Raw genomic sequence first — 19,688 nt, 5'->3', positions numbered from 1 at the left:
CACGGCGCACTTCCTGCGCCGGAAGCCCCCCACTCCCGTACCCCCGCCCCGCTCACCCCGCAGTCGCCGGGATCGTAACCCCCGCGGTCCTGAGCCCGCGCCACACCCACGGCACCGCCGCCACCGCGCACGCCAGCCCGAACAGGACCATCGGCGTGGCCCGGCCGGTCTCCTCGTCCATGAACAGCAGCATCCCCAGGTTGACCAGGGCGTGGAAGCCGCCCGCGAGGAGCAGACGACGGTGTCCCCGTACGTCCTCCAGGGCCAGGCCCAGGACGACGGACATCGTGGTCGTGGCCAGCAGGAAGCCCGCCGCGTACGCCGGGCTCGCGGCCAGCACCTGGACATGCCACAGGCCCCACACCACGCCGACCGCCGCCGATGCGGTCAGCGGGCCGAAGCGAAGCCGCAGCAGGGGCTGGAGGAAGCAGCGCCAGCCGATCTCCTCACCGCAGGCGCCGACGAGTTGGGCGAGGGCGACGAGGAGGAACGGGTGGTGCAGGGCGCGCGGGTCGGTGGCGTGGGCGGCGCCGGTGAGCAGGGCGTACGGGCCTGCCGACAGGAGGATGATCAGGGGGGCGGTGGCGAGCAGCGGCCGCCGCGGGGAGGCCGGGGAGGCCGGGGCCGAACGCCCCGGAGCGAGCAGCTCACGCGTCCGGGACGGCCACAGCAGGAACGCCAGGCCCACGGCCAGGGCCGGGCCGAACTGGGTCAGTTGGACCACCTCCGTGGGGATGCCGGTGGCCGGCTGTACGGCTCCCAGCACTCCCGCCGCCACGAAGGCGCCCAGGAGATAGACCGCCGCCGCTGCTTTCCACCGCTGTCTCGTCTGCATGCCTTCGACACTGCCGGGCGGGCGCCGCGCGCGGACTGCACCTGTTTGCCGAACGGGGCTGTACCCAGCTCCACCCCCCTGGGTGACCCGCCCGCGCGCCACCCGGGATCCGGCAAGGCCGGACGTTTGGCTGATCGCATGATCAGCAGACGAATCGCGCACCGGGGCGCCGCGGTGCTGCTCGCCACCGCGACCGCCCTCCCGGCGGCAGGGACCGCCGTAGCCGCCCGCCCGCCCACGACGGGCCCGACACCCACCGCCATCGAACTGGTCCCCGGTGTGCCCCCGGGCCCGGCCCAGCCGTGGCAGATCGACACGCCCGACCAGGCGCTGCCGCCGAAGGTCTTCACGCCCACCAAGGCGGAGGACGCCCGGGAGCCCAAGGACGCGGCTCCGGGGACCTACGACCTCATCGAGTACATCCCGCTCGCCGACGCCGTCGCCAAGGTGACCTGCACCAAGCAGGCGGGGCCGTACCAGCGGCAGGTGGAGCGCTTCCTGAAGCGGAAGGCGGACGGGAAGCAGTCCGCCGCGGACTGCAAGGCCATCCGGGCCTTCCAGGTCAAGAACAAGATCAAGCCCGCCATCGGCTTCGCCGGGCCGGTCACCTGGTCGTCGATGATGCTGATCTCGGCGAAGAAGAACCCCAACGCGGCCAAGAAGTGCCCGGTCAGGTCGTACCGGGTCGCCTGCGTCGATCTGGACCGGCAGGTGACCTGGGTGCAGAAGGGCAGCAAGGTGGTGTTCGGGCCGGTGCCGATGCGCAGCGGGCGCAAGGGGCTCGTCACCCGGAAGGGCTGGCACACCGTCTACTGGCGGCACAAGAACCACGTGTCGACCCTGTACAACCAGCCGATGCCGTATGCCCAGTTCTTCGACGGCGGCCAGGCCTTCCACGCCGTCTACGGCAGCATCTTCACCACCGTCGGCTCCTACGGCTGCGTCAATATGAAGCTCGCCGACGCGCGCAAGCTGTGGGGGGTGCTGAAGAAGGGCGACCACGTCTATGTGTGGGGACGGCGGCCTGGTACCTGAGACTGCACCAGGGGCCCGCACAGCCCTCTGAGAGACTGGGGGCGCCATGAGTGAGACTTCAGCTGTGCCGACCGCGCCCCTGCGCGCCCGGGCCGAGATCGATCTGGCCGCCCTGCGCGCCAATGTGCGGGCCCTGCGTGCCCGCGCGAAGGGTGCGGCCCTGATGGCCGTCGTCAAATCCGACGCGTACGGCCACGGGGCGGTGCCGTGTGCCCGCGCGGCCGTCGAGGCCGGGGCCGCCTGGCTCGGCACGGCCACCCCGGAGGAGGCCCTCGCGCTGCGCGCCGCCGGTCTGGACACCCGTGTCCTGTGCTGGCTGTGGGTGCCGGGCGGGCCCTGGCGGCAGGCCATCGAGGCGGACATCGACGTCTCGCTCAGCGGGATGTGGGCGCTGCGCGAGGTGACGGAGGCCGCCCGGCAGGCGGGCCGGCCCGCGCGGGTGCAGTTGAAGGCCGACACCGGGCTCGGACGCAACGGCTGCCAGCCCGCCGACTGGCCCGAGCTGGTCGGTGAGGCCCTGCGCGCCGAGCGTGCGGGTCTGGTCCGGGTCACCGGACTGTGGTCCCACTTCGCCTGCGCCGACGAGCCCGGGCATCCGTCCATCGCCGCCCAGCTCTCCCGGTTCCGCGAGATGGTGGCGTACGCCGAGGAGCAGGGCGTGCGCCCCGAGGTGCGGCACCTCGCCAACTCCCCGGCCACGCTCACCCTTCCGGAGACCCACTTCGACCTGGTCCGTCCCGGTATCGCCATGTACGGCGTCTCGCCCAGCCCGGAGATCGGCACCCCGGCCGACTTCGGCCTGCGGCCGGTGATGACGCTCAGCGCCTCGCTCGCCCTGGTCAAGCACGTGCCGGGCGGCCACGGCGTCAGCTACGGCCACCACCACATCACCGCCGGCGACACCACCCTCGGCCTCGTGCCCGTCGGCTACGCGGACGGCATCCCCCGGCACGCCTCCGGCACCGGGCCGGTGCTGGTCGACGGCAAGTGGCGGACCGTCGCCGGGCGGGTCGCGATGGACCAGTTCGTGGTCGACCTCGGCGGGGACGAGCCCCCGGTGGGCGCGGAGGCGGTGCTGTTCGGGCCCGGTGACCGGGGCGAGCCGACCGCCGAGGACTGGGCGCAGGCCTGCGGCACGATCGCGTACGAAATCGTCACACGGATCGGAACGCGTGTTCCTCGCGTCTATGTGAACGGGGAAGAAGAGGGGTAACCCCTTTCAGGGCCGGGCGCCCCACGTCCGGTGACGCCTGTCACGAAGCGCGACACGCACCACATCGGAACCACACGCACCACGACGGCACCACCTGTTTCATTCACCCAGCGAACTGCAGTACGGCGAAGAGGAGCGGTACGTGAGCGAGAGCAGTGCGGAGGCCGTGGCGGACGCCGTCGCCTCGGCGGCCGCCGCCGCCTCCGCCGCGGAGGCGGCCGGGAGCTGGCGCAGGGCGACCGGCATCGCCGGTGCCGCGATAGGCGTGATCGCCGCGGGCGCGGCCGCGGGCGTCGCCATCGAGCGGATGACCGTCGGCCGCGGGATGCGCCGCAAGGCGCGGCTGGCGCTGGACTCGGCGGGCCCCTACGGCACCCTGCGCGGCACCCCCGGCAAGGCGCACGCCGACGACGGCACCGAGCTGTACTACGAGGTCGACGACGTCGAACCCGACCCCGGCCCGAACGTCTCCCCGCGCCGCCGCCGGCTCTTCGGCCGCAAGGCACCCGCCCCGGTCACCGTCGTCTTCAGCCACGGCTACTGCCTCAACCAGGACTCCTGGCACTTCCAGCGTGCGGCCCTGCGCGGGGTCGTACGGACCGTGCACTGGGACCAGCGCAGCCACGGGCGGTCCGGGCGGGGCGCGGCCCAGGCCCAGGACGGCGTGCCCGTCACCATCGACCAGCTCGGCCGCGATCTGAAGGCGGTCCTCGACGCGGCCGTACCGGACGGGCCGATCGTGCTGGTCGGCCACTCCATGGGCGGCATGACGATGATGGCGCTGGCCGACCAGTACCCGGAGCTGATCCGGGACCGGGTGGTAGCCACCGCCTTCGTCGGCACGTCCTCGGGGCGGCTCGGCGAGGTCAACTTCGGGCTTCCCCTCGCCGGCGTCAACGCGGTGCGCCGGATCCTCCCCGGGGTGCTGAAGGCGCTCGGACAGCAGGCGGAACTGGTGGAGAAGGGCCGCAGGGCCACCGCCGACCTGTTCGCCGGGATCATCAAGCGGTACTCGTTCGCGACCCGCGACGTCGACCCGGCGGTCGAGCGGTTCGCCGAGCGGATGATCGAGTCCACGCCGATCGACGTGGTCGCCGAGTTCTACCCGGCCTTCACCGACCACGACAAGACCGAGGCGCTCACCTGCTTCCAGGACTTCCCGGTGCTCGTGCTGGCCGGGGTGCAGGACCTGGTCACGCCCAGCGAGCACAGCGAGGTCATCGGCGACCTGCTCCCGGATGCCGAGCTGGTGCTCGTGCCGGACGCCGGGCACCTGGTCATGCTGGAACACCCGGAGGTGGTCACGGACCGCCTCGCCGACCTGCTCACCCGCGCGGGCGCCGTGCCCGCAGGAGCTACCGTAAGTGGCTATGGAAGCACCAGCAGCACCGCACAACCCCGCTGAGACCCGGCTGACCGTCACCACTCCCGAGCAGATGCGGGAGCTGGGCCGCCGACTGGCCAAGCTGCTGCGCGCGGGCGACCTGGTCATGCTCACCGGGGAACTGGGCGCGGGCAAGACGACGCTGACCCGCGGGCTCGGCGAAGGGCTCGGGGTCCGCGGCGCGGTCACCTCGCCGACCTTCGTGATCGCCCGGGTGCACCCCTCCCTCGGCGACGGCCCGCCGCTCGTCCACGTCGACGCCTACCGGCTCGGCGGCGGCCTCGACGAGATGGAGGACCTGGACCTCGACGTCTCCCTGACCGACTCGGTGATCGTCGTCGAATGGGGCGAGGGCAAGGTCGAGGAACTGACCGAGGACCGGCTGCGGGTCGTCATCCACCGGTCCGTCGGAACCGCACCCTCGGAGGTCACCCCCGAACCCCAGGGAACGGACGAGGTACGGCACGTGACCGTGACCGGGCTCGGGGAGCGGTGGGACCGAGCCGGTCTGGAGACGCTCGCGGCCTGATCCGCCGCACTTTCCGACAAGCCGTCGGCAACGTATTGCGCAGGACGTCCCGGGCGTGGTCACATGGTATCCAGCCCGTGGTTAGGTGTGCCTAACTACGCCCCGCCCCCGCACCTCAGGAGGCGTCCATGCCCGCTTCTCGCCCCACGGCGCAGCCGGCCGAGCGGCCCGTGAACAGCGGACTGTCCATGCGTGATCTGCTGGCGTCGTGCGCGGCCGCGGACGCGGTCTCCAGGCCACCGCGGGCCCCGGAGCCCGAGCCGGCCGGACGGCAGCAACGGCACCGCGAGGCCGCGTAACCCCCGCGCTAGCGGATGACGACGACCGGGACGCCGATCGTCGCGAACTTCCACATCGCGTCGCCGTCCTCGCGCCGCTCCCGGATGCCGCCCGTCCTGACGCCCTCGGCGGCCATGGTCACGCTGCCGGCCACCGCCGCGCTGAAGCCGATCACCACCCCGTCCACGCTGGTGAAGCGCACCACGTGCTCGATGGGGACCCCGTCCGTCCCGGTGACCGCGTTGGACCGGGACGTGACCCAGTACGTCCCCGTGGGCGGGTCGACGGTGCCGGGGCGTACCCCGAAGCCGCGCTGCACCCGGCCCAGCTCGTCGACCAGCCAGACCCGGTCGTCGTCCACCGAGTACACGACCCGTTCACCCTTGCCCGAGCCGCTCGGCAGGGCGCCCGGGTTGCGCCGGTCGCGCGGGGCCTTGCTGGTGCTGGCCGAGGGCGACACACTCGCCCCGGGCCGGCCGCCGAGGCCCGGCGGAACGGTCGCCGACGCCTGGTAGGCGAGGAAGCCGACGGTGCCCACGGCGGCCGCGGTCAGGCCGGCCACGATCCCCGAGCTGGTCCCTGCCACGTCCGTCCACCTCTGCCTCGCGTCATATGTCGTACTTCGTACAGACCGTAGCAGTCAGTCACGGCCTGCCCCGGACGGCCATGCACGAGCCGCGGGCGCCGTAGGCTGTTTGCGTGCTCTTGCTCGCTCTGGATACCGCCACCCCCGCCGTCACCGTCGCGCTGCACGACGGCACGGAAGTCGTCGCCTCGTCGAGCCAGGTGGACGCGCGCCGGCACGGAGAGCTGCTGCTGCCGGCCGTCGACCGCGTGCTTGCCGAGGCGGGGCTCAAGCTGGAGGCCGTCACCGGGATCGTGGTCGGCATCGGCCCCGGCCCCTACACCGGCCTGCGCGTCGGCCTGATGACGGCCGACACCTTCGGCCTCGCGCTCGGCGTCCCCGTGTACGGCCTGTGCACGCTGGACGGCCTCGCCTACGCCGCCGACATCGAGAAGGGCCCCTTCGTCGTGGCGACCGACGCCCGGCGCAAGGAGGTCTACTGGGCGACGTACGCCGACTCCCGCACCCGCCTGACCGACCCGGCCGTCGACCGGCCTGCCGACATCGCCGAGCGGGTCGCCGGGCTCCCCGCGGTCGGCGCCGGCGCGCTGCTCTACCCGGACACGTTCCCGAGCGCCCACGAGCCCGAGCACGTGTCCGCCGCCGCCCTCGCCTCGCTGGCCGCCGAGAAACTGGCCGCGGGCGAGGAACTTGCGGCGCCGCGTCCGCTGTACCTGCGCCGCCCCGACGCCCAGGTCCCCAAGAACTACAAGGTGGTCACGCCCAAGTGACCGCACAGCTGCGCGAGATGCGCTGGTGGGACATCGACCCGGTCCTGGAGCTGGAGAAGGACCTGTTCCCCGAGGACGCCTGGTCCCGGGGCATGTTCTGGTCCGAGCTGTCCCACTCCCGGGGCCCCGAGGCGACCCGGCGCTACCTCGTGGCCGAGGACGCCGACCGGATCGTCGGCTACGCGGGCCTGGCCGCCGCCGGCGAGCTGGCCGACGTCCAGACCATCGCCGTGAGCCGAGGCCTCCAGGGCACCGGCCTCGGCGCCCGCCTGCTGGCCGAACTGCTGAAGGCCGCCACCGCCTTCGAGTGCGCCGAGGTCATGCTCGAGTGCCGGGTGGACAACATCCGCGCCCAGAAGCTCTACGAGCGCTTCGGCTTCGAACCCATCGGATTCAGGCGCGGCTACTACCAGCCGGGGAACGTGGACGCCCTGGTGATGCGCCTGACCACGGAACCCCCGAGCGGCTCCGCCGCGGGTTCTTCCTCCGTACAAGGAACCGAGATCAATGACTGACGAACCTCTCGTCCTCGGCATCGAGACGTCCTGCGACGAGACCGGCGTCGGCATCGTCCGCGGCACCACCCTGCTGGCGGACGCCATCGCCTCCAGCGTCGACGAGCACGCCCGCTTCGGCGGCGTCGTGCCCGAGGTGGCGTCGCGGGCCCATCTGGAGGCGATGGTCCCCACCATCGACCGCGCCCTGAAGGAGGCGGGAGTCTCCGTGAAGGACCTCGACGGCATCGCGGTCACCGCGGGACCCGGCCTCGCCGGCGCCCTGCTGGTCGGCGTCTCGGCGGCCAAGGCGTACGCCTATGCGCTCGGCAAGCCCCTCTACGGCGTCAACCACCTCGCCTCCCACATCTGCGTGGACCAGCTGGAGCACGGCCCGCTGCCCGAGCCGACCATGGCCCTGCTGGTGTCCGGCGGCCACTCCTCCCTGCTCCTGTCCGAGGACATCACCTCCGACGTACGCCCTATGGGCCAGACCATCGACGACGCGGCGGGCGAGGCCTTCGACAAGATCGCCCGCGTGCTGAACCTGGGCTTCCCCGGCGGCCCGGTCATCGACCGCTACGCCCGCGAGGGCGACCCCGGGGCGATCGCCTTCCCGCGCGGCCTGACCGGCCCGCGCGACCCGGCGTACGACTTCTCCTTCTCCGGCCTGAAGACGGCCGTGGCCCGCTGGATCGAGGCCAGGCGCGCCGCCGGCGAGGAGGTCCCGGTGCGTGACGTGGCCGCCTCCTTCCAGGAGGCCGTGGTGGACGTCCTGACCCGCAAGGCGGTTCGCGCCTGCAAGGACGAGGGCGTCGACCACCTGATGATCGGCGGCGGTGTCGCGGCCAACTCCCGTCTGCGGGCCCTCGCCCAGGAGCGCTGCGAGGCGGCCGGCATCCGGCTGCGCGTCCCGCGCCCCAAGCTGTGCACGGACAACGGCGCGATGGTCGCGGCCCTCGGCGCCGAGATGGTCGCCCGCAACCGGGCCGCCTCCGGCTGGGACCTGTCCGCGGACTCCTCCCTGCCGGTGACGGACCCGCACGTCCCGGGCCACGACCATGTGCACGAGGTCAGCAAGGAGAACCTGTACTCATGACGGTCGCCCTGATGTGGGAGGCCCGGGCCGTCGAGGGGCGGGGCGAGGAACTGCTCGCCTGGGCGCGGACGCAGCGGCTCGCCCGGGAGCCGCTGCGCCGGGAGACCTTCCGCGCCCCGCAGGACCGGGTGCTGGTCATCACGTGGTGGGACGCGCCGTACGACGCCGGTCTGCCGGAACTGCCCGAGCCGGACGGGTCGTTGGCGAGCCGGGCGGTGCACCGGTGGCGCTTCGAGCCGGTGGACGGGGATCCGGAACGCTGAAGTGGCGCGCAGGCCCGTCCATCCGCTATGATCATCACACAGCGAACGGCCGGAACACCGGCCCGGACGCAGTGCGTTGGTGGTCCAAGGAAAGACGCCCCGCTTCCTGCGGGGAAATGCAGGTGCAAGGCCTGCCCGGCGCTCCACAGACACCCCGCTCCCGGCCCGCCGGGGGCGGGGTGTTCTCGTTCCCGGCGGGCCGGCCGGTTCAGTCCGCCGGGAACACCCTCGTCCCGCACCGCAGCATCCGGTCCGGACCCAGTACGCGCACCCGCCCGGTCAGCCGCAGCCGTGCCGTGTGCCGTACCTCGGCGCTCGACGGGCCCAGGCGCAGCTCCAGGGCCCCCGGCTCCACCACCCGCGCGCCCGTGCGGTCGGTGAAGGACGACAGGTCCGCGTGGAAGCGGAAGGTCACCCGGCGGGCCTCGCCCGGAACCAGTTCCACCCGCTGGTAGCCGATGAGCCGGACGTCCGGGCGGGTCACCGACGCCACCGGGTCGTGCAGGTACAGCTGGACGACCTCCGCGCCCGCGCACCCGCCCGTGTTGCGGACGGTCAGGGAGAGGTCGTACGAGCCGTCCGTGGTGACCTCGGTGACATCGTCGCCCGTGCAGTCCTGCCAGGAGAACGTCGTGTACGAGCGGCCGTGGCCGAAGGGGTACAGCGGGGTCGGGTCCAGGCTGCTGACCTCGCCGGCCAGGCCCAGCGGAGGCTGGAGATAGGTCCAGGGCTGTCCGCCGGGCAGCCGCGGGACGCTCACCGGCAGACGGCCCGAGGGGTTCACCCGGCCGGACAGGACTCCGGCCACCGCCGGGCCGCCCTCCTCGCCGGGGAAGAAGGCCTGCACGACCGCGCCGAGCCGGCCCTGCCAGCGGCCCAGTGCGTACGGGCGTCCGGTCAGCAGGACCAGGACCACCGGGATGCCCGTGGCGACCAGCGCGTCCAGCAGCTCGCCCTGTACGCCGGGCAGTTCCAGGTCCGCGACATCGCAGCCCTCGCCGGACGTGCCCCGGCCGAACAGGCCCGCGCGGTCGCCGAGGACCGCCACGCACACGTCCGCCTCCGCCGCCCGGGTCACCGCCTCCTGGATCCCGGCGGTGTCCGGGTCCGCGACCTCGCAGCCCTGGGCGAACGTGACCTTGGCGTCCGGGAGTTCGGCGCGCAGGGAGTCCAGGACGGTCGGGATCGAGATGCCGAGGGGGACCTCCGGGTGGTGGGGGAGGACGTGGGACGGGAAGGAGTAGCAGCCGAGCATCGCGAGCGCGTCCGCCGCGCGGGGGCCGACCACCGCGACCCGGGTGTCTGGGGCCAGCGGGAGCAGGCCGTCGGGGTTGTCCAGCAGGACCACCGACTCCTGGGCCAGCCGGCGGGCCAGGGCGCGGTTGTCCGCCGGGTCGAGGTCGACGGGGCCGGTCGGCTCCGGCTGCCAGTCCGCGTCCAGCAGACCCAGTTCGCACTTCTGGAGCAGGACGCGGCGGGCCGCCCGGTCCACCAGGGACTCCGGGACGCGGCCCTCGCGTACGGCGGTCACGAGCGGTGTGCCGTAGCAGTGCAGGGTCGGCAGCTCGACGTCGACGCCCGCCGCGAGTGCCAGGTGCGCCGCGCCCGCCTCGTCCTCGGCGACCCGGTGCTGGGTCCGCAGGAAGCCGATGCCGAAGTAGTCGGCGACCACGGTGCCGGTGAACCCCCACTCGTCCCGCAGGAGTTCGGTGAGCAGGCGCGGGTCGGCGGAGACCGGAACGCCGTCGGTCTCGGTGTACGCGGCCATCACCGAGCGCGCCCCGCCCTCGCGCAGCGCCATCTCGAACGGCGGCAGGGTCACGTCCGCGAACTCGCGCACGCCCGCCCGGACGGGGGCGAGGTTGCGGGCGCCCGCCGAGGACGCGTACCCGGCGAAGTGCTTGAGCGTGGCGATGATCCCGGCCGACTCCAGGCCGCGCACATAGGCCGCGCCGACCGTGCCGACCAGGTACGGGTCCTCGCCGATCGTCTCCTCCACCCGGCCCCAGCGCGGGTCGCGGACCACGTCCAGGACGGGGGCCAGGCCCTGGTGGACGCCGGCCGCGCGCAGATCGCGGCCGATGTGCCGGCCCAGCTCCTCGACCAGCGCCGGGTCGAAGGCCGCGCCCCAGGCCAGCGGCACCGGATACGCCGTCGCGCCCCAGGCCGTGAAGCCCGCCAGGCACTCCTCGTGGGCGAGGGCCGGGATGCCGAAGCGGCCCGCCGCCGCGATCCGCCGCTGGGCGCGGGCCAGGGCCTCGGCGCCGACATCCGCCGCCACGGGGGCGGTGCCGAAGGAGCGGGTCAGCTGGCCGAGGCCACGGGTGATCAGCTCGTTCCATTCATCGGCGGAGGGGCCGGCGGTCATCTCCCGCTGCAGCGGGGCGACCCCGCCGCCGTCCGTGGCGGCGCCCACCCACACGCCGTACAGCTGGGCGGTCTTCTCCTCCAGGGTCATCCGGGAGAGCAGGTCGCCGACGCGGTCGGCGGCGGGCCGGGCGGGGTCGCGCCAAGGAGCGATGGTCATGGAACTCCCGTCGGATGGGTCGGGATGCTCGCGAATGTTTCGGATAAAATCTCGAATGTTCCGGGAACCTATGGCGCACACAGACCTTCGTCAAGAGGGGCCGCAGGGATACGATCCCGGGCATGAAGCCTTCGAAGCCCGTAGAAACGCAGACGGCGACCCTCGCCGAGATCGCCCGGGAAGCCGGAGTGTCCGCTCCGACTGTTTCGAAGGTCCTCAACGGCCGCGCCGACGTCGCCCCGGCGACCCGCACCCGTGTCGAGGAACTGCTGCGCGCCTACGGCTACCGGCGCCGCCGCGCCGAGGCCTCCCGCTCGCCGCTGATCGACCTGGTCTTCCACGAGCTGGAGAGCGCCTGGGCGATGGAGGTCATCCGCGGGGTGGAGAACGTGGCACGGGACGCGGGTCTGAGCGTGGTGCTGTCCGAGTCGGCCGGGCGGCTCACCCCGGGGCGGACCTGGGCCGACCAGGTCGCCGCCCGCCGCCCGCACGGGGTGGTCCTCGTACTGTCCGGCCTGGACGAGTCCCAGCGGGCGCTGCTGACCAGCCGGTCCATCCCGTTCGTGGTGATGGACCCGGCCGGCGACCCCGGCCCGGACGTCCCCTCCATCGGCGCCACCAACTGGCAGGGCGGCCTCGCCGCCACCCGCCACCTGGTCGAACTCGGCCACACCCGGATCGGCGCGATCAGCGGCCCCTCCCGGATGATGTGCAGCCGCGCCCGCGTCGACGGTTACCGGGCCGCCCTGGAGACCGCCGGCCTCCCCGTCGACCAGCGCCTGATCAGGACCGGCGACTTCCACCACGACTCCGGCTACCGCCTGGGCCTGGAACTGCTGCGTGGCCCCGACCGGCCCACCGCCGTCTTCGCGGGCAACGACCTGCAGGCGCTGGGGCTGTACGAGGCCGCGCGCGAGCTGGGCCTGCGCATCCCGGAGGACCTGAGCGTGGTCGGCTTCGACGATCTGCCGGTGGCCCGCTGGGTGGGCCCGCCGCTGACGACCGTACGGCAGCCGCTTACGGAGATGGCCGAGGCCGCGGCGCGGCTGGTGCTGGAACTGGCCCGCGCACAGGACGAGCGGGCGGCGACCCGGGTGGAGCTGGCGACGAGTCTGGTGGTGCGGTCCAGCACGGCAGCGCCGGGTGTGGCCGGAAGTTGACGTATTGACGGGTGGGAGGTGCGCCCCCACACTCCTCCGAAGTCAATCGGTTGCACGACCGAAACTTTCGGAGGCACCCGCAATGAGATCCTCCAGAACTCCCTTGAGGGCCTGTCTGGCCGCCCTGGTCACCGCCGTCGGCCTGTTCACCGCCGGCACCGGCACCGCCCACGCCGCCGACACGCCCCTGCGTGACCTCGCGGCGGCGAAGGGCAAGGTCATCGGCACGGCGGTCACCGGCTCCAAGCTCACCGGCACCTACGGCGACCTCGCCGGGGCCCAGTTCAGCTCGCTGACCCCGGGCAACGCCATGAAGTGGGGCACGGTCGAGCCCACGCAGGGCAGCTTCAACTGGAGCGAGGCCGACCAGATCGTGGCCTTCGCCCAGGCCCACCACCAGCAGGTACGCGGCCACACCCTGGTCTGGCACAGCCAGAACCCGAGCTGGCTGACCAGCGGCAGCTGGACCTCCGCCCAGCTCGGCAGCCTGCTGCAGAACCACATCAGTACCGAGGTCGGCCGCTACCAGGGCGAGATCGCCGCCTGGGACGTGGTCAACGAGCCGTTCAACGAGGACGGCAGCTACCGCTCGACGCTCTGGTACAACGGCCTCGGCCCCGGCTACATCGCCTCCGCTCTGACCTGGGCCCACGCGGCCGATCCGGACGCCAGGCTGTACATCAACGACTACAACGTCGAGGGCGTGAACGCGAAGTCCACCGCCCTGTACAACCTCGTCAGGTCCCTCAAGCAGCAGGGCGTCCCGATCGACGGCGTCGGCCTCCAGGCCCATCTGGTCCTCGGCCAGGTGCCGGCCACGCTCCAGCAGAACATCCAGCGCTTCGCCGACCTCGGCGTGGACGTGGCGATCACCGAGCTGGACGTACGGATGGCACTACCGGCCGACAGCACGAAACTCGCCCAGCAGGCCGCCGACTTCAAGTCCGTCGTGGCCGCCTGCGCGGCCGTGGCCCGCTGCGCCAACGTCACCGTGTGGGGCTTCACCGACTCCGACTCCTGGGTGCCGAGCACGTTCCCCGGGTACGGGGCGGCGACGCCGTACGACGAGAACTACGCACCGAAACCGGCGTACCACGGCATCGCCGAGGCGCTCGGCGGTTCCACCACCACCCCGCCCCCGACCGCCGCCTGCACCGCGGCCTACAGCGTGACCAGCCAGTGGAACACCGGCTTCACCGGCCAGGTGACGATCTCCTGCTCCGGGGCCTCGCTGTCCTCGTGGAAGGCGAACTGGACGTTCGGCGCGGGCCAGCAGATCACGCAGGCCTGGAACGCCGCCTGCACCCAGTCGGGCACGGCGGTGTCCTGCGCGAACGCCTCGTACAACGGGGCGGTGCCGGACGGCGGTTCGGTGACGTTCGGGTTCAACGCGTCGTGGAGCGGGAGCAACCCGGTGCCCGCGGTGACGGTGGGATGAGAATTTCCCGAGAAAACCGTCTCTCACGGGTTCTCCTAACAATCCGCTAATAATTCGGACTTACGTTCCTGCCCGTGACGCGACACGAGGAGCAAGGCGACGCGGGCGGACGGGTGGGCCGGCGGTCGAGAGCGCTGAAGGCCGTCGGCCTCGCCGTGGCGGGACTGCTGGTGCTGGGCACGGCCGCAGCCGGGTATGCCTACTGGCACCTCGACGACAACATCAAGAGCGTGGACATCGACAGCGCGCTCGGCGACAACCGCCCGGCGCAGGCGGTGATCGCCCCGGCCGCGTCGGCCGGCGCCTCCCCGCTGCCCACCGGAGCCCTGAACATCCTGGTCCTCGGATCCGACTCGCGCAGCGGCAAGGCCAACCAGGAGCTGGGCGGCGGCGACAGTTCCGGCGCCCGTTCCGACACCGCGATGGTGGTGCACCTCGACGCCGGCCGGACGAGGGCGAGCGTCGTCAGCATCCCGCGCGACACCCTCGTCACCCGACCGTCCTGTCCGCTGTCCTCCGGCGGGTCCACGGCAGCGGCGTACCACGCGATGTTCAACAGCGCCTATTCGGTGGGCGGACCGGTCTGCGCGGTGAAGACCGTCGAGTCGATCACCGGTGTCCGCATGGACCACTACATCGAGATCGACTTCTCCGGCTTCGCCAAGCTCGTGAACGCGCTCGGCGGGGTCACGGTCACCACCGACGAGGACATCGACGACGACAAGAGCCATCTGCACCTCACGGCGGGCACCCACCACCTGGACGGCACCCGGGCCCTGGCCCTCGCCCGCACCCGGCACGGCATAGGCGACGGCAGCGACCTCGGCCGCATAGGCCTCCAGCAGAAACTGGTGAAGGCCCTGCTGGAGCAGATGGCCGCCACCGATCTCCTCACCGACCCGGCCAAGCTCTACCAGGTCGCCGACGCGGTCACCGCCAGCCTCACCACCGACACCGGGCTGGACTCCCTGGCCGAGCTGACGAAGCTCGGCCGGAGCCTGAAGGGCCTCGCGGCCGACCGGGTGAAGACGGTGACGATGCCGGTCGTCACGGCACCCTCCGACCCCAACCGCGTGGTGGCCGAGGAGCCGGCGGCGAGCGAACTGTGGGCTTCGCTGCGCTGAGCGGCTTCTCCCCGAAACAGCGGCACCGCAGGGCCCCGGAAAAAATCTTCGAGGAAATTCCGGGCGCGTGTCGATCCGGACGTCTCCCGTTCGACGCATGGGTGAGCGGCGGGGGAAGGCCCCGCCGCCGCAGACCGAAGGAGTCACCATGCCCCGCTACCTGTCGCTCGTGCAGATCGACGAGGCCTCCGCCCCCGCCGAGGGCCCCAGCGAGGAACTGATGCAGCGGATGGGCCGGCTGATCGAGGAGGTCACCAAGGCCGGGGTCATGCTCGACACCGCCGGGCTGACCCCCTCCGCCCAGGGCACCCGGATGCGCTGGGAGGGCGGGAAGATCTCCGTCACCGACGGGCCCTTCACCGAGTCCAAGGAGGTCGTCGGCGGCTACGCGATCATGCAGTGCAAGGACAAGGCCGAGGCCCTGGAGTGGACCAAGAGGTTCCTCCAGGTCCACGAGGAGCACTGGACCGTGACCTGCGAGGTCCGGGAGATCGCGGAAGGCTGAGCCCTTTCTGGGCCCTGATCCTTTGGCCCCGGGCCGTCCGGGGGTGTTGCATGGTGGGCTGTGGAACCACAGCCCACCGCGGCGCACACGATCGAGACCGTCTTCCGTCTGGAGTCCCCGCGGGTCATCGCCGGCGTCGCCCGGATCGTGCGGGACGTCGGCATCGCCGAGGAGCTGGCGCAGGACGCGCTGGTGGCGGCACTGGAGAAGTGGCCCAGGGACGGCGTGCCCGACAACCCGGGTGCCTGGCTCATGGCCACCGCCCGGCACCGCGCCGTCGACCTGGTCCGGCGCCGCGAGACCTACGCCCGCAAGCTCGCCGAGATCGGCCGGGACCTGGAGACCACGGCCCCGCCCGAGGAACCCGCCGACCCGGACGACATCGACGACGACCTGCTGCGGCTGGTCTTCACCACCTGCCACCCGGTGCTGTCCCCGGAGGCCCGCACCGCGCTCACCCTGCGCCTGCTCGGCGGCCTGACCACGGCCGAGATCGCCCGCGCCCACCTGGTCCCGGAGCCGACGATCGCCCAGCGCATCGTCCGGGCGAAGAAGACGCTCGCCACGAAGAACGTCGCCTTCGAGGTGCCGTACGGACCCGACCGCGAGGCCCGCCTCGGCTCCGTCCTGGACGTCATCTACCTGATCTTCAACGAGGGTTACGCGGCCACGGCCGGGGACGACCTGCTGCGTCCCGGGCTGTGCGAGGACGCGCTCCGGCTGGCCCGTGTGCTCTCCTCGCTGATGCCGAAGGAGCCCGAGGTGCACGCCCTGACCTCGCTCCTGGAGTTCCAGGCCTCCCGCGCCGCCGCCCGCACCGGCCCCGACGGCGCACCGGTGCTCCTGAAGGACCAGAACCGCCGCCGCTGGAACCGCATGCTCGTCGCCCGCGGCATCCGGGCCCTCGGCCGTGCCGACGCAACGGCCACCGGTGCCCCCGGTACCTACGCCCTCCAGGCGGCCATCGCCGCCTGCCACGCGCACGCGTACACCTACGAGGAGACCGACTGGCGGGCCATCGCCACCCTGTACGGCCTGCTCGCGGCCCGTTCCCCGTCCCCGGTCGTGGAACTGAACCGTGCCGTCGCCGTGTCGATGGCCGAGGGCCCGGCCGAGGGGCTGAAGCTGGTGGACGCCCTGGCCGCCGAACCCGCCCTGCGGGAGTACCACCTGCTGCCCAGCGTGCGGGGCGACCTGCTGGCACGGCTGGGCCGCACCGCCGAGGCACGCGAGGAGTTCGAACGGGCTGCCGGGCTGACGCGCAACGAGCGCGAGCGGCAGCTGCTGCGGGAGAGACTGCGTTCCCTGCCCGGCGGGTGAGGGCTCAGGGGCGCGCGGACGCGGGGGCCCCGATCAGCATGGTCGGCGCCCCCGCGACCCGGGTGAGGAACACCGTGGCCGCGCCCGGCCCCTGCGGTTTGACCTTCCTGCGCAGCTCCTCCGGCTCCACCGCCGAGCCCCGCTTCTTCACGGTCAGCGTGCCGACCTCCCGCTCCCGCAGCAGGGCCTTCAACTTCTTGACGTTGAAGGGGAGTTGATCGGTGATCTCGTAGGCGGAGGCGTACGGCGTCGGGCGCAGCTCGTCGGCCGCGACATACGCGATGGTCGCGTCGAGGAGGCCGCCGCCGACCTCCTCGGCCACCTCCGCGACCAGGTGGGCGCGGATGACGGCGCCGTCGGGCTCGTACAGGTACCGCCCGACCGGGCGCACTCGTGGATCGGGCAGTCCCCGGCCGAGCAGCGTGCGCGGGCCCGGAAGCAGCGTGGCCCGTACGGCCCCCGGCGTCCCGGTGCCGAACCACAGCACCGCCTCCTTCACGTCCCCGCCGTCCGAGATCCACTCGGCCTCGGCCTCGGCGGGGACCGCCTCGTGCGGGATGCCGGGGGCGATCTTCAGAGCCGCGCGGGGAGCCCCGAGGGCCGTGGCGACCGCCCAGGACAGGGGCGGTGAGTACGCCTCCGGGTCGAAGATCCTGCCCCGCCCGCCCCGGCGGGCCGGGTCCACGAACACGGCGTCGTAGCCGGCCGTGTCCACCTCCGTGACGTCCGCCTCCCGCACCTCGATCAGGCCGGCGAGCCCCAGCGCCTCGGCGTTCGCCCGTGCCGCGGCCGCCGTCGGCGGATCCCGGTCCACGGCCAGCACCCGGATCCCGGCCCGGGCCAGCGCGATCGCGTCGCCGCCGATCCCGCAGCACAGGTCGGCGACCGAGGCCACACCCAGTTCCTTCATACGGTTCGCCCGGTACGCCGCCACGCTCGCGCGGGTCGACTGCTCGACCCCGTTGGGCGTGAAGAACATCCGGCCCGCGTCCTCGGCCCCGAACTTGGCCGCCGCCCGCTGCCGCAGCCGGGCCTGCCCCAGCGCCGCCGACACCAGCTCGGCCGGGTGCTCGCGGCGCAGCCGAGTGGCGACGGCCAGCTCCTGGGCGGGGTCGGTGTCGCGCACCTCGTCGAGGAGGGCGCGGCCTTCGGGGGTGAGGAGAGGAGCGAGGTCGTTCACCGGGTCATTGTGGGCCAGTCGGTGGATGGTGCGCCTCCGGTGGCGGTGTCGACCCGGGTTCTGGGCTGGGGCCTGGGAAGATCCGACGCCATGGAACTAGTACTACAAAATGACAAAAGTCGGGCAGGGCTTCGGAGGACCTCCCTCCGCTGCGGCGCGGCCGTACTGGCCTGTGTCGCCTTCGCCTCCGGCTGCGCCGCCGAGGACGCGGACTCCGGCCCCCACTCCGGGCCGGGCCGGCCGGGCCGGGGCGGCCCCGCCCAGGCGCTGGACCCCCAGGCCCGTGCCGCCGCCGAACACGCCCGACTGGTCGCCGCCGCCCGGCACTGGCGGCTGGACCGGGTGCCCCTGACGCCCCCCGCGCCGCCGTCCCGCAAGCCCAGGATCACCCCGCGCGACGGCTTCGAGGTGGACGGTCAGGAGGAGGAGAACCTGCCGCCGGTCTTCACCACCGTCCCCACCCGGCAGAAGGTCGTGTTCCTCACCATCGACGACGGCGCCGAGAAGGACCCGGACTTCCTGCGCATGATGAGCGACCTGAAGATCCCCTACACGGCCTTCCTCAGCAACTACCTCGTCAAGGACGACTACGGCTACTTCCGCCGGATGCAGGCCGAGGGACACACCCTCAACAACCACACCCTCACCCACCCCTACCTGCCCGGCCTGTCGTACGAGGAGCAGAAGGACGAGATCTGCGGCATGCAGGCCATCATGAAGAAGCAGTTCGGCAAGGCGCCCACGGTCTTCCGCCCGCCCTACGGCAACTACAACGGCGACACCCTGCGCGCCGCCAAGACCTGCGGGATCAGGTACGCGCCGATCTGGGACGAGGAGGTCTTCGTCGACCACTGGGAGTACCGCGACTGGGACCGCGCTCTGCATCCCGGCGACATCGTGCTCACCCACTTCCGCGGCCGTGACGACTGGGACGGCACGATGGTCGACGACATGCGCAGGTTCCTGAACAGGGTCACGCGCGACGGGTACGCCGTGGCACGCCTGGAGGACTACCTGTGAGGCGCCGGGGGCGACCGGGACGTGCTCGGGCCGCACCGGCCGCCGTACTCGCCTCCACCCTGCTCCTCGCGGGCTGCGCCCAGTCCGTCGACCCCATCGAACGCCTGGGCAAGCGGGCGGCCCAGGGGGCACGGCCGCCGAGCCGGGCCGGTGACGAGGCCTACCGCCGCTGGGGCCTGGCCGCCCCGCTCGCCGCGCCGCCCCGCAACCCGGGCCGGCTCGTGACGGCCCATCGGGCGGGCGCCGACCCGCCCCGGGTCCTGGACCACGTCGCCACCACCGACAAGGTCGTCTTCCTCACCTACGACGACGGCGCCGAACGGGACCCGCGGTTCGTCGACATGGTCCGCGACCTGAGGCTGCCGGTCAGCTTCTTCCTCACCGACAGCGTCGTGGGACCCGGCTACGGCCACTTCGCCCGTCTGCGCGCGGTCGGCGCCGACATCGAGAACCACACCCTCGACCACCCGGCGATGCCCGGACTGCCGTACGCCGGCCAGCGCGCCGAGATCTGCGGCCAGCAGGACAAACTCAGGTCCCGTTTCGGCATCCGCCCGCGCCTGTTCCGCCCGCCCTACGGCACGTACGACACCACGACCCTGCGCGCGGCCGCCGATTGCGGCATCTCCGCACTCGTCCTGTGGCGCGCCGCCATGACCTCCGACGGCATCTCCTACGTGCGGGGGGAGAGGCGTCTGCGCCCGGGAGACGTCGTCCTCGTCGGCCCCGACGAGGCCACCGGTCTCACCCTCAGGGAGCGCACGAGACGCCTGCTGCGCCGCGTCCAGGCGAGCGGGCTGACGGTGGGGAGCCTCGAGGACTATCTGTAGAGCCTTCCGGAGCCGGTGCTCCACGGGCCCCGACCGGGCCGACGCGCCGCACCGCATTGGCACTCCGCTTGACCGAGTGCTAATCGCAGTCATAGTC

General features: G+C 72.8%; 20 protein-coding genes. 16 read left to right on the top strand and 4 right to left on the bottom strand.

Annotation, left to right across the window (positions count from 1 at the left end; all coding sequences use genetic code 11):
- Positions 1 to 52: 52 nt before the first annotated feature.
- Positions 53 to 835, bottom strand: a complete 783-nt coding sequence (locus ABZ471_RS28590) for a type II CAAX endopeptidase family protein (RefSeq protein WP_359070259.1) — start codon at positions 833 to 835, stop codon at positions 53 to 55.
- A 138-nt stretch (positions 836 to 973) separates the two neighbouring features.
- Between ABZ471_RS28590 and ABZ471_RS28585 the strand changes: the two genes are divergently transcribed.
- The 5 genes from ABZ471_RS28585 (at position 974) to ABZ471_RS28565 (ending at position 5,295) form a co-directional block, all read left to right on the top strand.
- Positions 974 to 1,870 carry a L,D-transpeptidase gene (locus ABZ471_RS28585; protein WP_359070257.1) on the top strand — a complete coding sequence of 299 codons (897 nt, stop codon included), beginning with the start codon at positions 974 to 976 and terminating at the stop codon, positions 1,868 to 1,870.
- Between the two features lie 46 nt (positions 1,871 to 1,916).
- The gene (alr, locus tag ABZ471_RS28580; RefSeq protein WP_359070255.1) at positions 1,917 to 3,083 is read left to right on the top strand and encodes an alanine racemase; all 1,167 of its coding nucleotides are present in this window, start codon (positions 1,917 to 1,919) and stop codon (positions 3,081 to 3,083) included.
- A 142-nt stretch (positions 3,084 to 3,225) separates the two neighbouring features.
- Positions 3,226 to 4,488: an alpha/beta hydrolase gene (locus ABZ471_RS28575; protein ID WP_359070253.1), complete on the top strand. Its 1,263-nt coding sequence runs from the start codon at positions 3,226 to 3,228 to the stop codon at positions 4,486 to 4,488.
- Complete coding sequence (gene tsaE / locus ABZ471_RS28570; RefSeq protein WP_359070251.1) at positions 4,454 to 4,996, top strand: tRNA (adenosine(37)-N6)-threonylcarbamoyltransferase complex ATPase subunit type 1 TsaE; 543 nt, start codon at positions 4,454 to 4,456, stop codon at positions 4,994 to 4,996. Before ABZ471_RS28575 ends, tsaE begins: the two co-directional genes overlap by 35 nt.
- A gap of 128 nt (positions 4,997 to 5,124) precedes the next feature.
- Complete coding sequence (locus ABZ471_RS28565) at positions 5,125 to 5,295, top strand: hypothetical protein (RefSeq protein ID WP_359070249.1); 171 nt, start codon at positions 5,125 to 5,127, stop codon at positions 5,293 to 5,295.
- An 8-nt stretch (positions 5,296 to 5,303) separates the two neighbouring features.
- Here the strand turns inward: ABZ471_RS28565 and ABZ471_RS28560 are convergent, their stop codons facing one another.
- Positions 5,304 to 5,861 (bottom strand): hypothetical protein, encoded by a 558-nt coding sequence (locus ABZ471_RS28560; RefSeq protein ID WP_359070248.1) that lies wholly within the window; start codon positions 5,859 to 5,861, stop codon positions 5,304 to 5,306.
- A 113-nt stretch (positions 5,862 to 5,974) separates the two neighbouring features.
- Here ABZ471_RS28560 and tsaB point away from each other — a divergent pair, with 113 nt between their 5' ends.
- The 4 genes from tsaB to ABZ471_RS28540 are packed head-to-tail and all read left to right on the top strand — an operon-like array spanning position 5,975 to position 8,487.
- Positions 5,975 to 6,631 (top strand): tRNA (adenosine(37)-N6)-threonylcarbamoyltransferase complex dimerization subunit type 1 TsaB, encoded by a 657-nt coding sequence (gene tsaB / locus ABZ471_RS28555; protein WP_359070246.1) that lies wholly within the window; start codon positions 5,975 to 5,977, stop codon positions 6,629 to 6,631.
- 17 nt (positions 6,632 to 6,648) lie between these two features.
- Complete coding sequence (gene rimI / locus ABZ471_RS28550) at positions 6,649 to 7,146, top strand: ribosomal protein S18-alanine N-acetyltransferase (protein WP_359070291.1); 498 nt, start codon at positions 6,649 to 6,651, stop codon at positions 7,144 to 7,146.
- Positions 7,139 to 8,224 (top strand): tRNA (adenosine(37)-N6)-threonylcarbamoyltransferase complex transferase subunit TsaD, encoded by a 1,086-nt coding sequence (tsaD, locus tag ABZ471_RS28545; RefSeq protein WP_359070245.1) that lies wholly within the window; start codon positions 7,139 to 7,141, stop codon positions 8,222 to 8,224. Before rimI ends, tsaD begins: the two co-directional genes overlap by 8 nt.
- Positions 8,221 to 8,487, top strand: a complete 267-nt coding sequence (locus ABZ471_RS28540; protein ID WP_359070244.1) for a hypothetical protein — start codon at positions 8,221 to 8,223, stop codon at positions 8,485 to 8,487. The genes tsaD and ABZ471_RS28540 overlap by 4 nt, the downstream gene beginning before the upstream one ends.
- A gap of 208 nt (positions 8,488 to 8,695) precedes the next feature.
- Here the strand turns inward: ABZ471_RS28540 and ABZ471_RS28535 are convergent, their stop codons facing one another.
- A complete protein-coding gene (locus ABZ471_RS28535) occupies positions 8,696 to 11,014 on the bottom strand; it encodes a glycoside hydrolase family 3 N-terminal domain-containing protein (protein WP_359070242.1) in 2,319 nt (772 codons plus the stop codon).
- Positions 11,015 to 11,136: 122 nt separating this feature from the next.
- Here ABZ471_RS28535 and ABZ471_RS28530 point away from each other — a divergent pair, with 122 nt between their 5' ends.
- The 5 genes from ABZ471_RS28530 (at position 11,137) to ABZ471_RS28510 (ending at position 16,561) form a co-directional block, all read left to right on the top strand.
- On the top strand, positions 11,137 to 12,174 hold the full coding sequence (locus tag ABZ471_RS28530; RefSeq protein WP_359070240.1) for a LacI family DNA-binding transcriptional regulator: 1,038 nt from the start codon (positions 11,137 to 11,139) through the stop codon (positions 12,172 to 12,174).
- Between the two features lie 82 nt (positions 12,175 to 12,256).
- Complete coding sequence (locus tag ABZ471_RS28525) at positions 12,257 to 13,612, top strand: endo-1,4-beta-xylanase (protein ID WP_359070239.1); 1,356 nt, start codon at positions 12,257 to 12,259, stop codon at positions 13,610 to 13,612.
- A gap of 74 nt (positions 13,613 to 13,686) precedes the next feature.
- A complete protein-coding gene (locus tag ABZ471_RS28520; RefSeq protein ID WP_359070237.1) occupies positions 13,687 to 14,736 on the top strand; it encodes an LCP family protein in 1,050 nt (349 codons plus the stop codon).
- Positions 14,737 to 14,884: 148 nt separating this feature from the next.
- The gene (locus ABZ471_RS28515) at positions 14,885 to 15,241 is read left to right on the top strand and encodes a YciI family protein (RefSeq protein WP_359070235.1); all 357 of its coding nucleotides are present in this window, start codon (positions 14,885 to 14,887) and stop codon (positions 15,239 to 15,241) included.
- Positions 15,242 to 15,301: 60 nt separating this feature from the next.
- Complete coding sequence (locus ABZ471_RS28510; protein ID WP_359070233.1) at positions 15,302 to 16,561, top strand: sigma-70 family RNA polymerase sigma factor; 1,260 nt, start codon at positions 15,302 to 15,304, stop codon at positions 16,559 to 16,561.
- A 4-nt stretch (positions 16,562 to 16,565) separates the two neighbouring features.
- Here the strand turns inward: ABZ471_RS28510 and ABZ471_RS28505 are convergent, their stop codons facing one another.
- A complete protein-coding gene (locus tag ABZ471_RS28505) occupies positions 16,566 to 17,741 on the bottom strand; it encodes a methyltransferase domain-containing protein (protein ID WP_359070231.1) in 1,176 nt (391 codons plus the stop codon).
- Between the two features lie 90 nt (positions 17,742 to 17,831).
- Here ABZ471_RS28505 and ABZ471_RS28500 point away from each other — a divergent pair, with 90 nt between their 5' ends.
- Both ABZ471_RS28500 and ABZ471_RS28495 read left to right on the top strand, forming a co-directional pair.
- A complete protein-coding gene (locus ABZ471_RS28500; protein ID WP_359070230.1) occupies positions 17,832 to 18,761 on the top strand; it encodes a polysaccharide deacetylase family protein in 930 nt (309 codons plus the stop codon).
- A complete protein-coding gene (locus ABZ471_RS28495) occupies positions 18,758 to 19,591 on the top strand; it encodes a polysaccharide deacetylase family protein (RefSeq protein WP_359070228.1) in 834 nt (277 codons plus the stop codon). The genes ABZ471_RS28500 and ABZ471_RS28495 overlap by 4 nt, the downstream gene beginning before the upstream one ends.
- Positions 19,592 to 19,688 lie beyond the last annotated feature (97 nt).

Source organism: Streptomyces sp. NPDC005728 (assembly GCF_040630895.1).
GTDB lineage: Bacteria > Actinomycetota > Actinomycetes > Streptomycetales > Streptomycetaceae > Streptomyces.
Note: the sequence above shows the minus strand (reverse complement) of the source record. Positions and strands in the feature narration are given on the sequence as shown.

Coding starts and splice junctions, on each gene's coding strand:
- ABZ471_RS28525 (WP_359070239.1), top strand. CDS start 12,257: ATGAGATCCTCCAGAACTCCCTTGAGGGCCTGTCTGGCCGCCCTGGTC.
- ABZ471_RS28540 (WP_359070244.1), top strand. CDS start 8,221: ATGACGGTCGCCCTGATGTGGGAGGCCCGGGCCGTCGAGGGGCGGGGC.
- ABZ471_RS28565 (WP_359070249.1), top strand. CDS start 5,125: ATGCCCGCTTCTCGCCCCACGGCGCAGCCGGCCGAGCGGCCCGTGAAC.
- tsaD (WP_359070245.1), top strand. CDS start 7,139: ATGACTGACGAACCTCTCGTCCTCGGCATCGAGACGTCCTGCGACGAG.
- ABZ471_RS28590 (WP_359070259.1), bottom strand. CDS start 835: ATGCAGACGAGACAGCGGTGGAAAGCAGCGGCGGCGGTCTATCTCCTG.
- ABZ471_RS28500 (WP_359070230.1), top strand. CDS start 17,832: ATGGAACTAGTACTACAAAATGACAAAAGTCGGGCAGGGCTTCGGAGG.
- ABZ471_RS28530 (WP_359070240.1), top strand. CDS start 11,137: ATGAAGCCTTCGAAGCCCGTAGAAACGCAGACGGCGACCCTCGCCGAG.
- ABZ471_RS28535 (WP_359070242.1), bottom strand. CDS start 11,014: ATGACCATCGCTCCTTGGCGCGACCCCGCCCGGCCCGCCGCCGACCGC.
- tsaE (WP_359070251.1), top strand. CDS start 4,454: ATGGAAGCACCAGCAGCACCGCACAACCCCGCTGAGACCCGGCTGACC.
- rimI (WP_359070291.1), top strand. CDS start 6,649: ATGCGCTGGTGGGACATCGACCCGGTCCTGGAGCTGGAGAAGGACCTG.
- ABZ471_RS28515 (WP_359070235.1), top strand. CDS start 14,885: ATGCCCCGCTACCTGTCGCTCGTGCAGATCGACGAGGCCTCCGCCCCC.
- ABZ471_RS28585 (WP_359070257.1), top strand. CDS start 974: ATGATCAGCAGACGAATCGCGCACCGGGGCGCCGCGGTGCTGCTCGCC.
- alr (WP_359070255.1), top strand. CDS start 1,917: ATGAGTGAGACTTCAGCTGTGCCGACCGCGCCCCTGCGCGCCCGGGCC.